This is a genomic window from Streptomyces termitum (genome assembly GCF_014650175.1).
GTDB classification, from domain to species: Bacteria; Actinomycetota; Actinomycetes; order Streptomycetales; family Streptomycetaceae; genus Streptomyces; species Streptomyces termitum.
This window is the reverse complement of the sequence record NZ_BMUL01000006.1, coordinates 202,897-219,622: the sequence shown is the minus strand read 5'-3', so window position 1 is coordinate 219,622 and position 16,726 is coordinate 202,897. Positions and strand designations below refer to the sequence as shown.

Below are 16,726 nucleotides of genomic sequence, written 5' to 3'. Positions count from 1 at the left end.
CGGGGCCGGTGGCGGGGCCGGGCGCGGCTCAGGTCTCGCACTCCAGGACGGTGCCGCACAGTCCGCAGCGGGCCCGCAGCCGCCGTCCGGCCGGGACGCGCAGCCGCTGCCCGCAGACCGGGCAGGGGAAGGCGACCGCGGTGGCGGGGGAGCCGCCGGTGAAGGCGTACGGGGCGCCGTCGGAGGCCCGGCCGCGGCGGCGCTCCCAGCCGTAGCGGCGCCGCTCGGCCCAGCCGGCGCCGGCCAGCGGGGGAGCGGCCGCCTCCCGCGCGGCCTCGGCCCGGCCGCGTACCCACGCCTCGTAGGCCACGGCGCTGGTGAACCACGGGGAGGGGTCCTCGCCGAAGAGGGCGGCCCGCTTGGCGAGCACGTGGCCGAACTCCTCCGGGGTGAGGTAGCCGAGCTTCTGGCTCTCGACGCCGTCGCGCCGGTAGGCGTCGAGCAGCAGCCACCCGGCGCCGAGGTAGGCGGCGGTGACGTCGGTGAGGATCTCGTTCTCCGCGGTGGTGGGCATGGCGAGGTCCAGGCGGTGCAGCAGGATGTGGGTGAGTTCGTGGGCGAGGGCCGCGCCGATGTCGGCGCGCCGGGTCCGGAAGCGGTCGTTGAGCTCGACGAAGTACTCGGGCCCCGGGCCGAGTTCGACGGCGGCGGCCTCCTCCATGCGGCGGAAGCCGACCACCAGGCGGACGTCGGGGATGCGGAGCTGTCCGACCAGGGCGCGGGCCACCCGCAGGGTGCCGAGGTGGAGGTCCTCGCCGTCGCCGAGGGCGACCTCGGCGGCGGTCACGCTGGCGGGGTGGCGGCGGATGCCGTCGGCGGAGACGCGGCGGTACAGCGCGGTCAGCGAGGCCCGTACGGCGGCGCGGTGCGGGAAGCCGTGGACGACACGGTCGGCCCCTTCGCGGTTCGGCATGCCGGATCCCCCTCTCCGTCAACTGTACGGTCCCCTCACCGGATCTGGCCGAAAAGGCTTCCTTGTGGCGGTCGCCGGGCGCTGTCCATAATCCGGACATGCCTTGACGGGCGCATGTCACGTACATGCCTCCCAGCCGTCAGGGCCGATCCCCCCACGAGAGAAGGCAGACACGTGCAGAAGAACCGACTCGTCCGTGCCCTGCAGAAGATGGCGGCGGCCGGCGCCGTCGCCCTCGCCGCCCTCAGCCTCCAGCCCGTCACCAGCGCCTCCGCCGCCCCCGCCCCCGTCGTCGGCGGCACCCGCGCCGCCCAGGGCGAGTTCCCCTGGATGGTCCGGCTCTCCATGGGCTGCGGCGGCTCCCTCATCAGCCCCCAGATCGTCCTCACCGCCGCCCACTGCGTCAGCGGCTCCGGCAACAACACCGGCATCACCGCCACCGCCGGCGTCGTGGACCTCCAGTCCTCCAGCGCCGTCAAGGTCCGCTCCACCAAGGTCCTCCAGGCCCCCGGCTACACCGGCAAGGGCAAGGACTGGGCCCTCATCAAGCTGGCCTCCCCCATCACCACGCTCCCCACCCTCAAGATCGCCGACACCACCGCCTACAACAGCGGCACCTTCACCATCGCCGGCTGGGGCGCGGCCCGCGAGGGCGGCGCCCAGCAGCGCTACCTCCTCAAGGCCACCGTGCCCTTCGTCTCCGACGCCTCCTGCCGGTCCGCCTACGGCAACGACCTCGTCCCCAGTGAGGAGATCTGCGCCGGCTACAGCCAGGGCGGCACCGACACCTGCCAGGGCGACTCCGGCGGCCCGATGTTCCGCAAGGACAGCGCCGGCGCCTGGATCCAGGTCGGCATCGTGAGCTGGGGCGAGGGCTGCGCCCGCGCCGGCTACCCGGGCGTCTACACCGAGGTCTCCACCTTCGCCGCCGCCATCAAGTCGGCGGCCGCCACGCTGTAGCGCCTTCCTCCCGTACGGCCCCGGAGCGCGGCACCGCGCCCCGGGGCCGTCCCGCGCCCGCCCCCTCCACGGCGGGAACGGGTCAGGCCAGCTCCACCCCCTCCGGCCCGCCGCCCCCCACCGCCGGCTCCACCTCCAGCACCCACACCTCGTTCGCGCCCTCCCGCAGCACCGGACCCGGCACGAACAGCCCCTCCTGCGGGCCCGCCGACGGCCAGGCCCGCCCCAGGCAGAAGCCGTTCACCCACACGAAGCACCGCCCCGCGCCCGGCAGCCGCAGCTCCGCGTCCCCCGCGCCCGACACCTCCACCACGGCCCGGTAGAGCCCGTGCCCGCCGCCCGCCGGGACCGCCCCGAACGGCACCCGGCCCACCGCCTCCGCCGTGAACGCGTCCAGCCGCAGCCCCCGGGCCCGCACCCCGTGCACGTACTGCCGCTCGTGCAGCAGCCCCCCGGTGAGCCCCTTCGGCTCGGCCAGCCGGGGCCCGTAGTTCACCCGCCCCAGCGACTCCACCCACAGCTCCACCACCGCCGGACCCGCCACCGGCTCCGGCAGCACCGCGTCCTCCTCGGCGAGCACCCCGGCGAAGACCCCGTCCACCCACACCTGCGCCCGGTCCCGCAGCCCCCGCACCGCCAGTGGATACGGCCGCCGGGGCCCCGGCACGGCGAAGCGGTAGCGCACCAGCCCCCGGTCCACGCCCAGCTCCTCGAACGAGGGCGGCGCCCCCGCCTCCGTCTCCGCCCCGCCCAGCTCCGCCAGGACCGCGCCGAGCGGCGCCCACCCCCCGAACTCCGCCCGCGCGCCCGCCGCCAGCACCGGCGGCGGCTCCGGGAGCGGCGGCAGCGGCCCCGCCGCGTACGGCGCGAGCACCTCCCGGAAGCGGTGGAACTTCTCCGTCGGCCGCCCCCGCTCGTCCACCGGCGCGTCGTAGTCGTACGAGGTCACCGTCGGCAGCAGCGCCCCGTCGTGCAGCTCCCCGGACCGGTTCGCGCCCGCCCAGCCGCCGAAGTTCGACCCGCCGTGCGCCATGTAGACGTTCACCGACGCCCCGCACTCCAGGACCTCCCGCAGCGCCCCGGCCGCGTCCGCCGCGTCCCGGCCCGCGTGCGCCGTCCCCCAGTGGTCGAACCAGCCGCACCAGAACTCCATGCACATCAGCGGCCCCGACGGCCGGTGCCGGCGCAGCGCCGCGAAGCCCTCCCGCGCCCCCGAGCCGAAGTTGGCCGTCGCCAGCACCCCCGGCACCGAACCGCCCGTCAGCATGTGGTCCTCCGGGCCGTCCGAGGTGAACAGCGGCACCGTCACCCCGCACTCCCGCAGCAGCCCCGCCAGCCACTCCAGATAGCGGGCGTCGCTCCCGTAACTCCCGTACTCGTTCTCCACCTGCACCATCAGCACCGGACCGCCCCGGTCCGCCTGCCGCGCCACCACCTGCGGCAGCAGCCGCCGGAACCACGCCTCCACCGGCGCCAGGAACTCCGGGTCCCGGGTCCGCACCCGCCGCCCCAGCGGCCCCGTCACCCAGTGCGGCAGCCCGCCGTTCTCCCACTCCGCGCAGATGTACGGCCCCGGCCGCACCAGCGCCCGCATCCCGGCCGCCGCCACCGCGTCCAGGAACCGCCCCAGCGCCTCCGGATCCGCGTACCGGCCGGGCTCCGGCTCGTGCAGGTTCCACGGCACGTACGTCTCCACGCACTCCAGGCCCATCGCCCGCAGCATCCCCAGCCGGTGCCCCCAGTGCCCCTCGTGCACCCGGAAGTAGTGCAGCGCCCCCGACAGCAGCCGCACCGGCCGCCCGTCCAGCAGAAAGTCCTCGTCACCCACAGCGAACGTGCTCATGACCCCACCCTCGCCCCCTGGCGGCGGACCGGTCCATGGACAAAGATCGTCGCAGCTTGGACCTTGGGAGGACGGGCCGATGCACCACACCTGGACGCGCTACCTCACGCCCGGCCCCGTCCACCACCGCCTCGGCCTCGTCTGCCTCGGCGTCGGCCTCCAGCACGGCACCCTGCCCGTCGTCGGCCCCCGCGTCCTCGGCCACCACGTCGCCGTCCTCGTCACCGCCGGCGGCGGCTGGTACGCCGGACCCGACGGCCGCCGCCACCCCGTCACCGCCCCCGCCCTGCTCTGGCTCACCCCCGGCGTCCCCCACCACTACGGCGCCGACCCCGCCACCGGCTGGGACGAGGCGTTCGTCGACTTCACCGGCCCCGCCACCGCCGCCTACGCCGAACTCGGCTGCATCGACGCCGACCGGCCCCTCGTCCCCCTCACCGACGCCGCCCCCGCCCGCGCCGTCGTCGCCCGCATCGCCCACGCCGCCCGGCACGGCAACCCGCTCCTGGAGATCGAGACCGCCGCCGCCGTCCACGAACTCCTCGTCGTCCTGCGCCGCACCCGCGCCGGCACCGGCCCCGCCCCCGGCACCGACCCCGTCCTCACCGGCCTCGCCCGCGACGCCTTCCGCCCCCTCACCGTCGCCGAACACGCCGCCCGCCACGGCCTCACCCCCGCCGCCCTGCGCGCCGCCGTCCACCGCGCCACCGGCCGGGGCCCCAAGGACTACCTGCTCACCGTCCGCCTCGACCGCGCCAAGGAACTCCTCGCCGCCACCGAACTCCCCGTCGCCGCCGTCGCCCGCCGCGTCGGCTACGACGACCCCGCCTACTTCTCCCGCCTCTTCACCCGCAGGGTCGGCACCGCCCCCGCCCGCTTCCGCACCGAGCGGGCCCGCCCCGCCCCCGGCGCCCCGGGCGGCGGCGTTCCGGGCGGCGGCGTTCCGGATCCCGAACACCCCCCGGCCCCGGCCGGGGAGTCCGTCTAAGCTCGCTGACCATGAGCGACACCAGGAACGACACCAGCGCCGCCCACGAAGAGAACCGCGAGGAAACCCCCGGAAAAGCCCCCGGAGGCACCGGCGGGAGCACCGGGATCGACCCCGCCGTCCGCGCCGACCTGACCCGGCTGCGCGAGTCCATCGACAACATCGACGCCGCCGTCGTCCACATGCTCGCCGAACGCTTCAAGTGCACCCAGCAGGTCGGCGTCCTCAAGGCCGAGCACCAGCTGCCGCCCGCCGACCCGGACCGCGAGGCCCGCCAGATCGCCCGGCTGCGCGAACTCGCCGAGAGCGCCCGCCTCGACCCGGCCTTCGCCGAGAAGCTCCTCAACTTCATCATCGCCGAGGTCATCCGCCACCACGAGACGATCGCGGACGGCGCCCGCTGATGGCCCGCGTCACGGTCTTCACCCTCGGAGGGACCATCTCCGCGCGAGGCGGTGACGCGGCCCGTCTGACCGGCCCCGAGGTCCTCGCCGCCCTCGGCGCCCCCGAGGACGTCGCCCTGCGCGACTTCCGCCGGCTGCCCTCCTCCTCCCTCACCCCCGAGGACCTCGCCGCCCTCGCCGCCGAGGTGAACGCCACCCTCGCCACCGGCTCCGGCGTGGTCGTCGTCCAGGGCACCGACACCCTGGAGGAGACCGCCTTCCTCCTCGACCTGCTCTGCCCCACCGACCGGGCCCCCGTCGCCGTCACCGGCGCCATGCGACGCGCCGACCTGCCCGGCGCCGACGGCCCCGCCAACCTCGCCGCCGCCCTCGCCGTCGCCGCCGACCCCGGCTGCCGGGGCCTCGGCGTCCTCGTCGTCCTCGCCGACGAGATCCACGCCGCCCGGCACGCCCGCAAGACCCACACCACCTCCGTCGCCACCTTCGCCTCGCCCGGCGCGGGCCCCCTCGGCACCGTCGTCGAGGGCGTCCCGCGCGTCCTGCTGCGGCCCGCCGTCCCCACCGCGTCCGGCCCGCTCTCGTACGACCCCGCCGTCCGGATCGCCCTCGTCACCCTGGTCCTCGGCGACCGGGGCGAACTCCTGACCGCCGTCGACGACCGCTTCCAGGGCCTCGTCGTCGCCGCCTTCGGCGCCGGCCACGCCCCCGCCCGGCTGGTCGAGCCGCTCGCCGCACTGGCCCGCCGCATCCCCGTCGTCCTCGCCTCCCGCACCGGCGCCGGCACCGGCCTCACCGCCACCTACCGGGGCCCCGGCTCCGAGTACGACCTCCTCCACCACGGCCTGATCCCGGCCGGCCCGCTCGACCCCGCCAAGGCCCGGCTGCTCCTCGCCGCCCTGGTCTCCAGCGGCGCCGCGGGACCCGACGGCTACGACCGCCCCCGCATCACCGCCGCCTTCGCCCACCTCGACGGCACCGGCCGCGCCTGACCCCCACCCCGCCCCCGCGCGGACGGAGCCGTACGGAAACACCCGTACAGCAGGAGTCGTACGGCTCCGAGCCGCCCCGCCCGCCCCCGGCCCCCCGCACCACCGCCCCCACCCGCACTCCCCTCACCACCCCCGGCCCCACCCCGGACCGCCGCCCCGGCCCGTGTTCGCCGGGCGCGTACCCGGCACCACCACGGGGCACCACCCCTGCCCGCCGACCGGACGATCGGGCAGCATAGGGCCCATGTCCGTACTGACGCGCGACGAAGCGCAGACCCGTGCCCAGCTCCTCGACGTCCACCACTACCGGGTGGACCTCGACCTCACCACCGGCGACGAGACCTTCGGCTCCACCAGCACCATCCGGTTCACCGCCCGCGCCGCCGGGGACACCTTCGTCGAGCTGAAGCCCGTCACCCTGCACTCCGCCGTCCTGGACGGACAGCCCCTCGACCCCGCCGCCCTGGACGGCAACCGGCTCCCGCTGAGCCTGGCCGAGGGCGAGCACGAGATCACCCTCACCACCACCATGCGCTACTCGCACACCGGCGAGGGCATGCACCGCTTCCTCGACCCCACCGACGGCGCCTCCTACACCTACACCCAGCTCTTCATGGAGGACGTCCAGCGCGTCTTCGCCGCCTTCGACCAGCCCGACCTCAAGGCCGTCTTCGAACTGGCCGTCACCGCCCCCGAGGGCTGGACCGTCCTCACCAACAGCGTCACCGAGCGCGGCGCGGACGGCCGCTGGACCTCCGCCCCCACCCAGCCGCTCTCCACCTACTTCGTCTGCGTCGCCGCCGGCCCCTGGCACTCGATCCGCACCGAGCACGCCGGGCTCCCCTTCGGCATCCACTGCCGCCGCTCCCTCGCCCCCCACCTCGACGCCGACGCCGACGAGATCATCGCCGTCACCAAGGCGTGCTTCGACCGCTTCCACGAGAAGTTCGACGAGCCCTACCCCTTCGACTCCTACGACCAGGCGTTCGTCCCCGAGTTCAACGCCGGCGCCATGGAGAACCCCGGCCTCGTCACCTTCCGCGACGAATTCGTCTTCCGCTCCGCCGTCACCGCCACCGAGCGGATGACCCGCGCCATGGTCATCGCCCACGAGATGGCCCACATGTGGTTCGGCGACCTCGTCACCCTCCGCTGGTGGGACGACATCTGGCTGAACGAGTCGTTCGCCGAGTACATGGGCTACCAGACCGTCAACGAAGCCTGCTCCGACCTCTTCGCCGACACCTGGATCGACTTCGGCGTCAGCCGCAAGGCATGGGGGTACGACGCCGACCAGCGCCCCTCCACCCACCCCGTCGCCCCCGACCCGCAGGCCGTCCCCGACACCGCCTCCGCCCTCCTCAACTTCGACGGCATCTCCTACGCCAAGGGCGCCTCCGCCCTGCGCCAACTCGTCGCCTGGCTCGGCGAGGAGGACTTCCTCGCCGGCATCAACATCCACTTCAAGCGGCACAAGTTCGGCAACGCCACCCTCGCCGACTTCATCGACAACCTCGCCGCCGCCACCGACCGCGACGTCCACGCCTGGGCCGAGCGCTGGCTGCGCACCACCGGCGTCGACACCCTCACCCCCCGCCTCACCGGCGAGGCCAACCGCTGGGAACTCTCCGTCGACCACGACGGCAGCCGCCCCCACCGCGTCCGCGCCGGCCTCTACGACCGCCGCCCCGACGGCGAACTCGCCCTGCGCGACAGCGTCCTCACCGACGTGCCGCAGCGGGAGCCGATCCACCTGACCGGCCCCCGCCCCGCCCTCGTCGTCCTCAACGACGGCGACCTCACCTACGCCAAGCTCCGCTTCGACGAGGTCTCCGAGGAGACCGCCCTGCGCGGCCTCTCCCGCATCCCCGACCCGCTCACCCGGGCCGTGGTGTGGAACAGCGCCCGCGACATGGTCCGCGACGGCGAACTCGCCCCCGCCGACTACCTCGAACTCGCCCTCGCCCACCTCACCGAGGAGACCGAACTCGGCATCGTCCAGGGCGTCCTGGCCTTCGCCCGGCAGCAGGTCGCCGACCGGTACGTCCCCGCCGGCCAGCGCCCCGCCGCCCTCGCCACCCTCCGCGAGATCGCCCGCGCCCTGCTCCGCCGCACCGAGGACGGCGAGGACCCCGGCCTGCGCCTCACCGCCGTCCGCACCCTCGTCGACAGCGCCACCACCCCCGACCAGATCGCCTCCTGGCTCGACGAGGGCACCGTCCACGGCGGCCCCGAACTCGACCCCGAGCTGCGCTGGCGCATCCTCGCCCGGCTCGCCGTCCTCGGCGCCACCGACGAGACCGCCATCGCCGCCGAACTGGACCGCGACCCCAGCGCCACCGGCCAGGAGGGCGCCGCCCGCTGCCGCGCCGCACTGCCCGACCCGGACGCCAAGGCCGCCGCCTGGGCCGCCATGTTCGACTCCGACGACCTGTCGAACTACCTCTTCACCGCCACCGCCCTCGGCTTCTGGCAGCCCGAACAGGCCGACCTGGTCCAGGAGTACGTCGAGCGCTTCTACCCGGCGGCCACCGCCCTCGGCGACCGGCGCGGCCCCGCCATGGCCGAGGCCGCCGGCCGGTACGCCTTCCCCGCCTACGCGGTCGACGCCGACGCCCTCGCCCGCGGCGAGCGGCACCTCGCGGACGACACCATGATCCCGGCCCTGCGCCGCAAGCTCGTCGACCAGCTCGACGACCTCGCCCGCGCCCTCCGCGTCCGCGAAGCCTGACCCCAGGACCCCGGCGGCGGCCCTGGACCGGGCCCGCCGCCCGGTCCCAGCCGGTGAGCGCGGCGTGCGGCAGGCGCGCCGCGCCCGCCGCCGGGCCACCGGCCGCCCCCGGCGGTCCGGCCTCCGCCCCGGCCGCCCGTCGGCGCGGACACGAGGAGACGGGGCACGCCGGCCGGCCTCCGAACGGTCCGGGGCCGGCGGCCCCCGGGGCGGCACCCCGGCGGGGCCCCGTCCCCCGTTCGGGTCACGTCGCCGCGCTCGCCGGACACGGCCCGGCCGCCCCCGGCACCCTGGCGACCATGCGCGCCGCACCACCACCCCCGCTCGCCGCCCGGCCCACCTCCCTCAGCCGCCTCCTCGGCATCGCCCTGGACGCCCTGCGCACCGGAGCGGAGGAACGCGGCGGCCCGCTCCCGGCCGGCGGCCCCCGGGCGGTCACCGCCCGGGTCCGCGACACCCTCGGCGCCGTCCTGCCCGAGACCGGCACCGGCCAGGACGAGGCCCTGCGCACCCTGGTCCACCTGCTCGCGGCGGGCGCCGCCGACCCCGCGCACCCGCTGTGCGCCGCCCACCTGCACACCCCGCCGCTGGCCGTCGCCGCCGCCGCCGACCTGGCCGCCGCCGCCCTCAACCCCTCCATGGACTCCTGGGACCAGGCCCCGGCCGCCTCCGCCCTGGAGGCGGAGGTCACCGCCGTCCTCGCCGCCGAGGTCTTCCCGGCCGCCGCCCGCCCCGACGCGCTCGTCACCACCGGCGGCACCGAGTCCAACCAACTCGCCCTGCTCCTCGCCCGGGAGCGGCTCGGCCCCGGCACCACCGTCGTCACCGGCGCCCACACCCACCACTCCGTGCGCCGCGCCGCCTGGCTCCTCGGCCTGCCCGCACCGCTCGTGCTGCCCGCCCCGCGCGGCGTCCTCGACCCCGGCGAGCTGGACCGGGCACTGGCCGCCGCCGACGGCCCGGTGCTGGCCGCCGCCACCGCCGGCACCACCGACGAGGGACTGATCGACCCGCTGCCCGAGCTCGCCGAGGTGTGCGAGCGGCACGGCACCGACCTCCACGTGGACGCCGCCTACGGCGGCCCGCTCCTCTTCAGCCGCGCCCACCGCCCCCTCCTCGACGGCCTCGACCGGGCCCGCACCGTCACCCTCGACCTGCACAAGCTGGGCTGGCAGCCGGTCGCCGCCGGACTCCTCGCGGTCCGCGACCCCGGCGACCTCGCCGCCCTCGCCCACACCGCCGACTACCTCAACGCCGACGACGACACCGAGGCCGGCCTGCCCGACCTCCTCGGCCGCTCGCTGCGCACCACCCGCCGCCCCGACGTCCTGAAGGCCGCCGTCACCCTGCGGGCGCTGGGCCGCTCCGGGCTCGGCGCCCTGGTCGACCTCTGCCTGGAGCGCGCCCGGGACCTGGCCGACCTGGTGGAGAAGGCCCCCGGCCTCGACCTGCGGGACCGGCCCGTCCTCACCACCGTCCTCTTCCGCCCGGCCGGCGCCGCCGACGAGGAGGTGGCGCGGATCCGCCGCACCCTCCTCGCCGACGGCCGGGCCGTCCTCGGCCGCGCGACGGCCGACGGCCGGCTCTGGCTCAAGGCCACCCTGCTCAACCCGCACACCACCCCCGACGACCTGGCCCAGCTCGTCACCCTCGTGGAAGGCAGCACGCACCGATGACCGGCACCACCCCCCAGCAGGACCTCGACCGCCCGCACGACCTGGTGGGCGTCGGCATCGGCCCGTTCAACCTCTCGCTCGCGGCCCTCGCCGACGGCGTCCCCGGCCCCCTCGCCGCCACCTTCTTCGAGCAGCGCCCGGCCTTCCACTGGCACCCGGGCCTGCTCATCGAGGGCGCCACCCTCCAGGTGCCGTTCCTCGCCGACCTGGTGACCCTCGCCGACCCGGCCAGCCGGTGGAGCTTCCTCAACTACCTGAAGGGCCGCGAGCGCCTCTTCCCCTTCTACTTCGCGGAGAGGTTCCACATCCAGCGGGCCGAGTACGACGCGTACTGCCGCTGGGCCGCCGAGCGGATCCCCGGCCTGCACTTCGGCCACCAGGTCGACTCGGTCCGCTGGAACCCCGAACGGCGCCTCTTCGAGGTCGACTTCACCCAGCTCGACCAGGACGGCGAGGCCGCCGCGCTGGGGCGCGCGTACACCCGGCACGTGGTGCTCGGCGTCGGCACCGAGCCGTACGTCCCCGAGCCGCTGCGCCCGCTGGCGCAGGCCCCCGGGGTGCCGGTGCTGCACTCCGCTGACTACTTGGCTCACCGGGAGGAGCTGCTCGCCGCCGGGCACGTCACGGTCATCGGCTCCGGGCAGTCCGGCGCCGAGGTCTTCCTCGACCTGCTGCGGGCCCGCCCGGCCGGGGCCGAGCGGATCACCTGGCTGACGCGGACCGAGGCGTTCGCGCCGATGGAGTACTCCAAGCTGGGCCTGGAGCACTTCACCCCCGACTACACCCGCTACTTCCACGGCCTGTCCGAGCAGGCGCGCGGCGAACTCCTGCCCGGCCAGTGGCAGTTGCACAAGGGGATCGACGCGGAGACGATCGCCGCCATCCACGACGAGCTGTACCGGCGGACCCTGCACGGCGGCTGGCCGGACGCCGTCCTGACCCCCGGGGTGCGGGTCCGCACGGCGGGCCGGGTGGCCACCACCCAGGTCGAGCTGCACCTGGAACACGTCCGGCAGGGCACCCGCTCCCGGCTCACCACGGACGCGGTGGTGCTCGCCACCGGCTACCGGGAGCGGCCGGTGGACCGGATGCTGGCCGGGCTCGACCCGTACCTGCGGCACGACGCGGAGGGCCGGGCGCGGATCGACGAGCACTACCGGCTGGTCCTCGACCCGTCCGTCACCGGCGCGGTCTTCGTGCAGAACGCCGAGCGGCACACCCACGGCGTCGGCGCCCCCGACCTGGGCCTGGCGGCCTGGCGCAGCGCGGTGATCCTGAACGCGGTCACCGGCAAGGAGCCGTACCCGCTGCCGCGCCGCACCGCCTTCACCAGCTTCGGCCTGGAAGCGCGAGAGGCGCCCGGCATCCCGGCCCAGGGCCGGAAGCTGACGCCTCTCGTCCAGCAGTAGGGGGGCCGTGCCTAGAAGACCGGCACGCCGTCCCGGGTCAGCTTCCAGTCCGCGGAGGCGAAGCGGGCCGGGTCGATGGTGCCCTGGGCCTGCACCCACTGGATGATGGTGGTGCGGATCTCCTCGGAGTTCGCCCACAGCTGCTCGGCCCTGGCGACGTGCGGGAAGGCGCCGCCGCCGCTGGCGCGGTAGTTGTTCACGGCGAGGACGAACTTCGCGGCCGGGTCGATCGGGCTGCCCCCGAAGGACAGGCCGGTGATGCGGGAGCCGACCGGCTTGGCGATGTCGATGTCGTAGGTGAGGCCGGAGACGGCGTCGTAGTTGTAGTCCGGGGTGTTCTCCGCGTTGGTGAGCTTCGCGGTGTCGACGGGGGCACCCGCCGGGGTCTGGACGTAGTACTTCGCCGAGTACTCCAGGTACTCCTTGAGCTGGGCGCCCGTCATCAGGCGGGCCTCCAGGGTGTTCTCGAAGGGGTAGAGGCCGGCGGCGTCCTTGATGGTGATCCGGCCGGCCGGGAAGCTGGCGGTGCGGGAGAAGCAGGACGCCTGGGAGAGCACCGGCAGGGCGGCGTGGGCGCCGCCCGCGAGGGCCGCCTTCACGGTCTCGACCTGGACGACGTTGATCAGGTCGATGATCGGCTCGTCCTTCCACGGCGCGTCGGCCGTGGTCATGGCGGCGGTGGAGGTGCCGATGGCCTGGTTGACGTAGGCGACGACCTCGCGGTGCTCGGCGGCGAGCATCCCGGTGACGGCCGGGTCCTCCTCGACGGTGTTCGAGTTGAGGACGCGGGCGCCGGCCTTCTCGACGGTCCAGCGGCCCTTCTCCCAGACCAGGTCGAAGTCGAAGAGGGTGAGGCGCTGGCCCCACTTCAGCGGCTCGGAGAGGACGACCTCCTTGCCGGTCTCCTTGTTGGTCACCCGGTACTCGGGGATCTCGGTGTGGGCGTGGCCGACGAGGATCGCGTCGATGCCGGGGACCTGCTCGGCGACGAGGGCGGCGGCGTTCTCGACGTAGGGGAGCTGGTCGCCCCAGGAGGAGGTGCCGCTGGAGCCGGAGTGGGCGGAGACGATGACGACGTTGGCGCCCATGGAGCGCAGCTTCGGCACCCACTTCGCGGCCTGCTCCTCCAGGCCGGGGAAGACCATCTTGCCGGTGACGTTGGCCTTGTCCCAGATGGCGATGCCGGGGTTGGTGAGGCCGAGGACGGCGACCCGGACGTCCCGGCCCCGCGGGGTGCGCAGCCGGTGGATGCTGTACGGGGCGAAGGCCGGGCGCAGCGTCTTCGCGTCGAGCGCGTTGGCGCCGAGCAGCGGGAAGTCGCACTGCTCCTCGAAGCGGCGCAGGACCGGGATGCCGTAGTTGAACTCGTGGTTGCCGAGGGCGGCGGCGTCGTAGCCGATGGCGTTCATGGCCCGCGCCATCGGGTGGACCGGGCCGCCGGTCTTCGTGATCGGGTCGACCTTGGCGTAGTAGTACGAGAGCTGGGTGCCCTGGATGGTGTCGCCGGCGTCGATGAGGAGGGTGTTGCCGCGGCCCTTCTCGGCGCGGACCTTCTTGACCAGGGTGGAGATCTTGGCGAGGCCGACGTCGTTGTGGGCCTTGTCGTCGAACTCCTTGTCCGTGAAGTAGTCCCAGTTGAAGACGTTGCCGTGCAGGTCGGTGGTGCCCATGACGGTGAAGGAGTACCGCTTGGCCGGCTTGGGGCGGGGGGCGGGCGCGGCCGCGGCGGGGGTGGTGGCCCCGGCGGCGAGGGCGGCCCCGGCTCCGAGGGCTGCGGAGCTCTCCAGGAACGTCCGGCGGTTCAGCGGCATGTGTGTACTCCTTGGTTCGTTCGGCGCCGGCTTGTGGCACAACGCGCGTAGATTCTGGCTCACGTGCCTCCCGGGGAACAGCCCTTTCGGGTTACGGAGTGGGAAAGTGTTCGTATGCCATCGATCTCGGTGCCGGGCGGCTCCGGCGCGCCGGAGGGGGTGCGCGGGGGCGTGCGGGGGGCGTGTCCGCACTGCGGGACGGGTCGCCGGAGGGGGCGGAAAACGCTCATCGGAGCAGTGCTCCGCACAGATTCATGTCTTGTCAACAAGCTTTCACGGAAAGGTTGTTGAGTAGTCATGCGCGGCCTCTCGGCTACTGGGTGGTAGCCCCTAGGCTCGCCTCATGCGCCGAGCGAAAATCGTTTGTACCCTGGGGCCCGCCACCGAAACATACGACCAGATCAAGGCATTGATCGAGGCCGGGATGGACGTGGCCCGACTCAACCTCAGCCACGGCGGCTACGCCGAGCACGAGGAGCGTTACCGGCACGTCCGCAAGGCGGCCGACGAGACCGGCCGCAGCGTGGGCGTCCTCGCCGACCTTCAAGGCCCGAAGATCCGCCTCGGCCGTTTCCGCGAAGGCCCCGTACTCCTTGAACGCGGCGACGAGTTCACCATCACCGTCGAGCCGATGGAGGGCGACCGCCACATCTGCGGCACCACCTACCCGGGCCTCGCCGAGGACGTCACCGCCGGCGAGCGCATCCTCGTCGACGACGGCCGGGTCACCCTGGAGGTCACCGCCGTGGACGGCCCCCGGGTGCGCACCCGGGTCGTCGAGGGCGGCATGGTCTCCGACCACAAGGGGCTCAACCTGCCGGGCGTCGCGGTCTCCGTCCCGGCGCTCTCCGAGAAGGACGTCGAGGATCTCCGCTGGGCGCTGCGCACCGGCGCCGACGTCATCGCGCTCTCCTTCGTCCGCTCCGCCCGGGACGTCGAGCCCGTCCACCGGATCATGGACGAGGAGGGCCGCCGCCTCCCGGTCATCGCCAAGATCGAGAAGCCGCAGGCGGTCGAGAACATCGAGGAGATCGTCGCCGCCTTCGACGGCATCATGGTCGCCCGCGGCGACCTCGGCGTCGAGATGCCGCTGGAGCAGGTGCCGATCGTCCAGAAGCGCGCCGTCAAGCTCGCCAAGCGGAACGCCAAGCCGGTCATCGTCGCCACCCAGATGCTCGACTCGATGATCGACAACTCCCGGCCGACCCGCGCCGAGGCGTCCGACGTGGCCAACGCGGTCATCGACGGCACCGACGCCGTGATGCTCTCCGGCGAGACCAGCGTCGGCCGCCACCCGATCGAGACGGTCCGCACCATGAGCCGGATCGTCGAGGCCGCCGAGGAGGACGTCCTCGCCAAGGGGCTGCCGCCGCTGACCGAGCGGAGCAAGCCGCGCACCCAGGGCGGCGCGGTGGCACGGGCCGCCGCCGAGATGGGCGACTTCCTGGAGGCCAAGTTCCTGGTCGCCTTCACCCAGTCCGGCGACACCGTCCGGCGCCTCTCGCGCTACCGCTCGCCGATCCCGCTGCTGGCCTTCACCCCGGACCCGGCGACCCGCTCGCAGCTCAACCTGACGTGGGGCGTGGAGACCTTCCTCGGCCCGCGGGTGGACTCCACCGACGCGATGGTCGCCCAGGTGGACGAGGAGCTGCTGCGCATCGGGCGCTGCGAGAGGGGCGACGTCGTGGTGATCACGGCGGGCTCCCCGCCCGGCGTCTCGGGCTCCACGAACCTGGTCCGCGTCCACCACATCGGAGAACCGCTGTCCTAGCCGTCGGGGCCGCGAGCACGGCCCCGACGGGTCGCCCTCACGCCCTCCGGACGCGAAGGCGTACCAAACTGAACCCCGCCACCGGCACCTGGGTGGCGGGGTCCTCGCACATCCGCTGACCGAGGAGCGTGAACTGACGGGGCGGCACACGGAGCCCGCGCAGGCGTCGTCAGTACTTGGGACCCACATGGACGTCCAGCAGGGCGACGGCCTCGCGCCGCGCCACGGAGACGTCCTGCGCCCCCGTCGCACGGCGCCTGCTCCGCCAGGGCGCGCCGAGCCGGTCCAGCGCATCGGTGTACAGCCGCACGATGTCGTCCGACGCGTTGGTGAAGAAGTAGCGGGGGTACTCGTAACGCTTCGTGCGGCCACCGATCGTCTTCTCCGTCCAATTGACGATCCGCGAACCGTCGGAGTGGATCAGCCCCCGGACGAAGTCCCCGGGGCGGGAATCGACGACCTCCCGCTGCCAGTCTTCGAGGGCGATGCGGCGCTCGTGCTTCCTGCCGGGGCCGTGCTGCGGAAAGAGACAGGGGAGGTGCTTGGAATACACCTTGAGGTCGTGGCATCCGGTTCTCCGGATCCAACAGGTCGCGTTGCCCGGAAACACCGCGTGCAGGGACGTCCGGGCTTCTCGCTGCAGACCGGGCCACGCGTCGTCCAGGCTGATCTGCAGGCTCGGGGTCCTGCGCTGCCGGGGCAGGCTGATGTGACCGTCGCCGAGATAGAGCCCGAGGAGGTACGCGTACGCCCGCACGTCGAGCTCGCGGCCGTCGCATCGCGGGCAGGCGGCGGTCCTTCTGCCCGGAGCCTCTCCGCGCCGCGCCCGGTCCACGTGCTTCCAGTAGCCGATCGTGCCCAGAGGGACGTCGAGACGGCGCGCCACGTCCGCGTTCCCGGTGCCGTCCCGCAGCAGGGTGAGCGCCCGGCGGCGTGTTTCGATGTCGTGCATGCGACTGAGCGTCGTCGCCGTGCCCGGGTTGCGGAGTGCGCACGCCCGGACTTCACACGCGCGGGCGACGGATTCGCGTCGATCGGTTTTTGGCAATCGCAGGAAAGTGCCCCAGGTGGGATTCGAACCCACACTGTCCGCTGTTTGAGAGCGGCCTCTCTGACCAATTGGAGTACTGGGGCCTTGGAAACCAAGGGTGGCGTAGCCCCCTGCGGATCACCACCTTACAGGAGGTGGGTAGGCTCATGGGGAGCTGTATCCGCCTCGGAACGAGGCCAT

At 74.3% G+C, this 16,726-nt stretch carries 12 protein-coding genes and 1 tRNA gene; 8 read left to right on the top strand and 5 right to left on the bottom strand.

All coding sequences use genetic code 11. The features are described 5' to 3' along the window. Positions 1 to 28: 28 nt before the first annotated feature. Positions 29 to 913, bottom strand: coding sequence for a zinc ribbon domain-containing protein (locus IE219_RS13895; protein WP_189976997.1), 885 nt, complete (start codon positions 911 to 913; stop codon positions 29 to 31). 210 nt (positions 914 to 1,123) lie between these two features. Between IE219_RS13895 and IE219_RS13890 the strand changes: the two genes are divergently transcribed. Next, a complete protein-coding gene (locus tag IE219_RS13890) occupies positions 1,124 to 1,873 on the top strand; it encodes a S1 family peptidase (RefSeq protein ID WP_189977307.1) in 750 nt (249 codons plus the stop codon). Between the two features lie 82 nt (positions 1,874 to 1,955). Here IE219_RS13890 and IE219_RS13885 read toward each other — a convergent pair whose 3' ends face one another. After that, the gene (locus IE219_RS13885; RefSeq protein ID WP_189976996.1) at positions 1,956 to 3,716 is read right to left on the bottom strand and encodes a glycoside hydrolase family 35 protein; all 1,761 of its coding nucleotides are present in this window, start codon (positions 3,714 to 3,716) and stop codon (positions 1,956 to 1,958) included. 79 nt (positions 3,717 to 3,795) lie between these two features. Here IE219_RS13885 and IE219_RS13880 point away from each other — a divergent pair, with 79 nt between their 5' ends. The 6 genes from IE219_RS13880 to IE219_RS13855 all read left to right on the top strand — a co-directional run bounded on the left by IE219_RS13880 (position 3,796) and on the right by IE219_RS13855 (position 11,913). After that, entirely contained in the window at positions 3,796 to 4,704 is a 909-nt protein-coding gene (locus IE219_RS13880) for a helix-turn-helix transcriptional regulator (protein WP_189976995.1), read from the top strand. An 11-nt stretch (positions 4,705 to 4,715) separates the two neighbouring features. Next, complete coding sequence (locus tag IE219_RS32420) at positions 4,716 to 5,108, top strand: chorismate mutase (RefSeq protein WP_308434022.1); 393 nt, start codon at positions 4,716 to 4,718, stop codon at positions 5,106 to 5,108. Beyond that, complete coding sequence (locus IE219_RS13870) at positions 5,108 to 6,097, top strand: asparaginase (RefSeq protein WP_189976994.1); 990 nt, start codon at positions 5,108 to 5,110, stop codon at positions 6,095 to 6,097. Before IE219_RS32420 ends, IE219_RS13870 begins: the two co-directional genes overlap by 1 nt. Positions 6,098 to 6,341: 244 nt before the next feature. Further along, a complete protein-coding gene (gene pepN / locus IE219_RS13865; protein WP_189976993.1) occupies positions 6,342 to 8,828 on the top strand; it encodes an aminopeptidase N in 2,487 nt (828 codons plus the stop codon). A gap of 299 nt (positions 8,829 to 9,127) precedes the next feature. Then, positions 9,128 to 10,504 (top strand): pyridoxal phosphate-dependent decarboxylase family protein, encoded by a 1,377-nt coding sequence (locus IE219_RS13860; RefSeq protein ID WP_189976992.1) that lies wholly within the window; start codon positions 9,128 to 9,130, stop codon positions 10,502 to 10,504. Beyond that, positions 10,501 to 11,913 (top strand): lysine N(6)-hydroxylase/L-ornithine N(5)-oxygenase family protein, encoded by a 1,413-nt coding sequence (locus tag IE219_RS13855; protein WP_189976991.1) that lies wholly within the window; start codon positions 10,501 to 10,503, stop codon positions 11,911 to 11,913. Before IE219_RS13860 ends, IE219_RS13855 begins: the two co-directional genes overlap by 4 nt. An 11-nt stretch (positions 11,914 to 11,924) precedes the next feature. On the opposite strand, the gene IE219_RS13850 is transcribed toward IE219_RS13855, so the two are convergent. Next, a complete protein-coding gene (locus IE219_RS13850; RefSeq protein WP_189976990.1) occupies positions 11,925 to 13,724 on the bottom strand; it encodes a bifunctional metallophosphatase/5'-nucleotidase in 1,800 nt (599 codons plus the stop codon). A gap of 343 nt (positions 13,725 to 14,067) precedes the next feature. Between IE219_RS13850 and pyk the strand changes: the two genes are divergently transcribed. Then, positions 14,068 to 15,495 (top strand): pyruvate kinase, encoded by a 1,428-nt coding sequence (gene pyk, locus IE219_RS13845; protein ID WP_189976989.1) that lies wholly within the window; start codon positions 14,068 to 14,070, stop codon positions 15,493 to 15,495. A 169-nt stretch (positions 15,496 to 15,664) separates the two neighbouring features. Here the strand turns inward: pyk and IE219_RS13840 are convergent, their stop codons facing one another. Beyond that, positions 15,665 to 16,447 (bottom strand): helix-turn-helix domain-containing protein, encoded by a 783-nt coding sequence (locus IE219_RS13840; RefSeq protein WP_189976988.1) that lies wholly within the window; start codon positions 16,445 to 16,447, stop codon positions 15,665 to 15,667. 107 nt (positions 16,448 to 16,554) lie between these two features. Next, a tRNA-Leu gene (locus tag IE219_RS13835) sits at positions 16,555 to 16,629 on the bottom strand. Between the last annotated feature and the right edge of the window lie 97 nt (positions 16,630 to 16,726).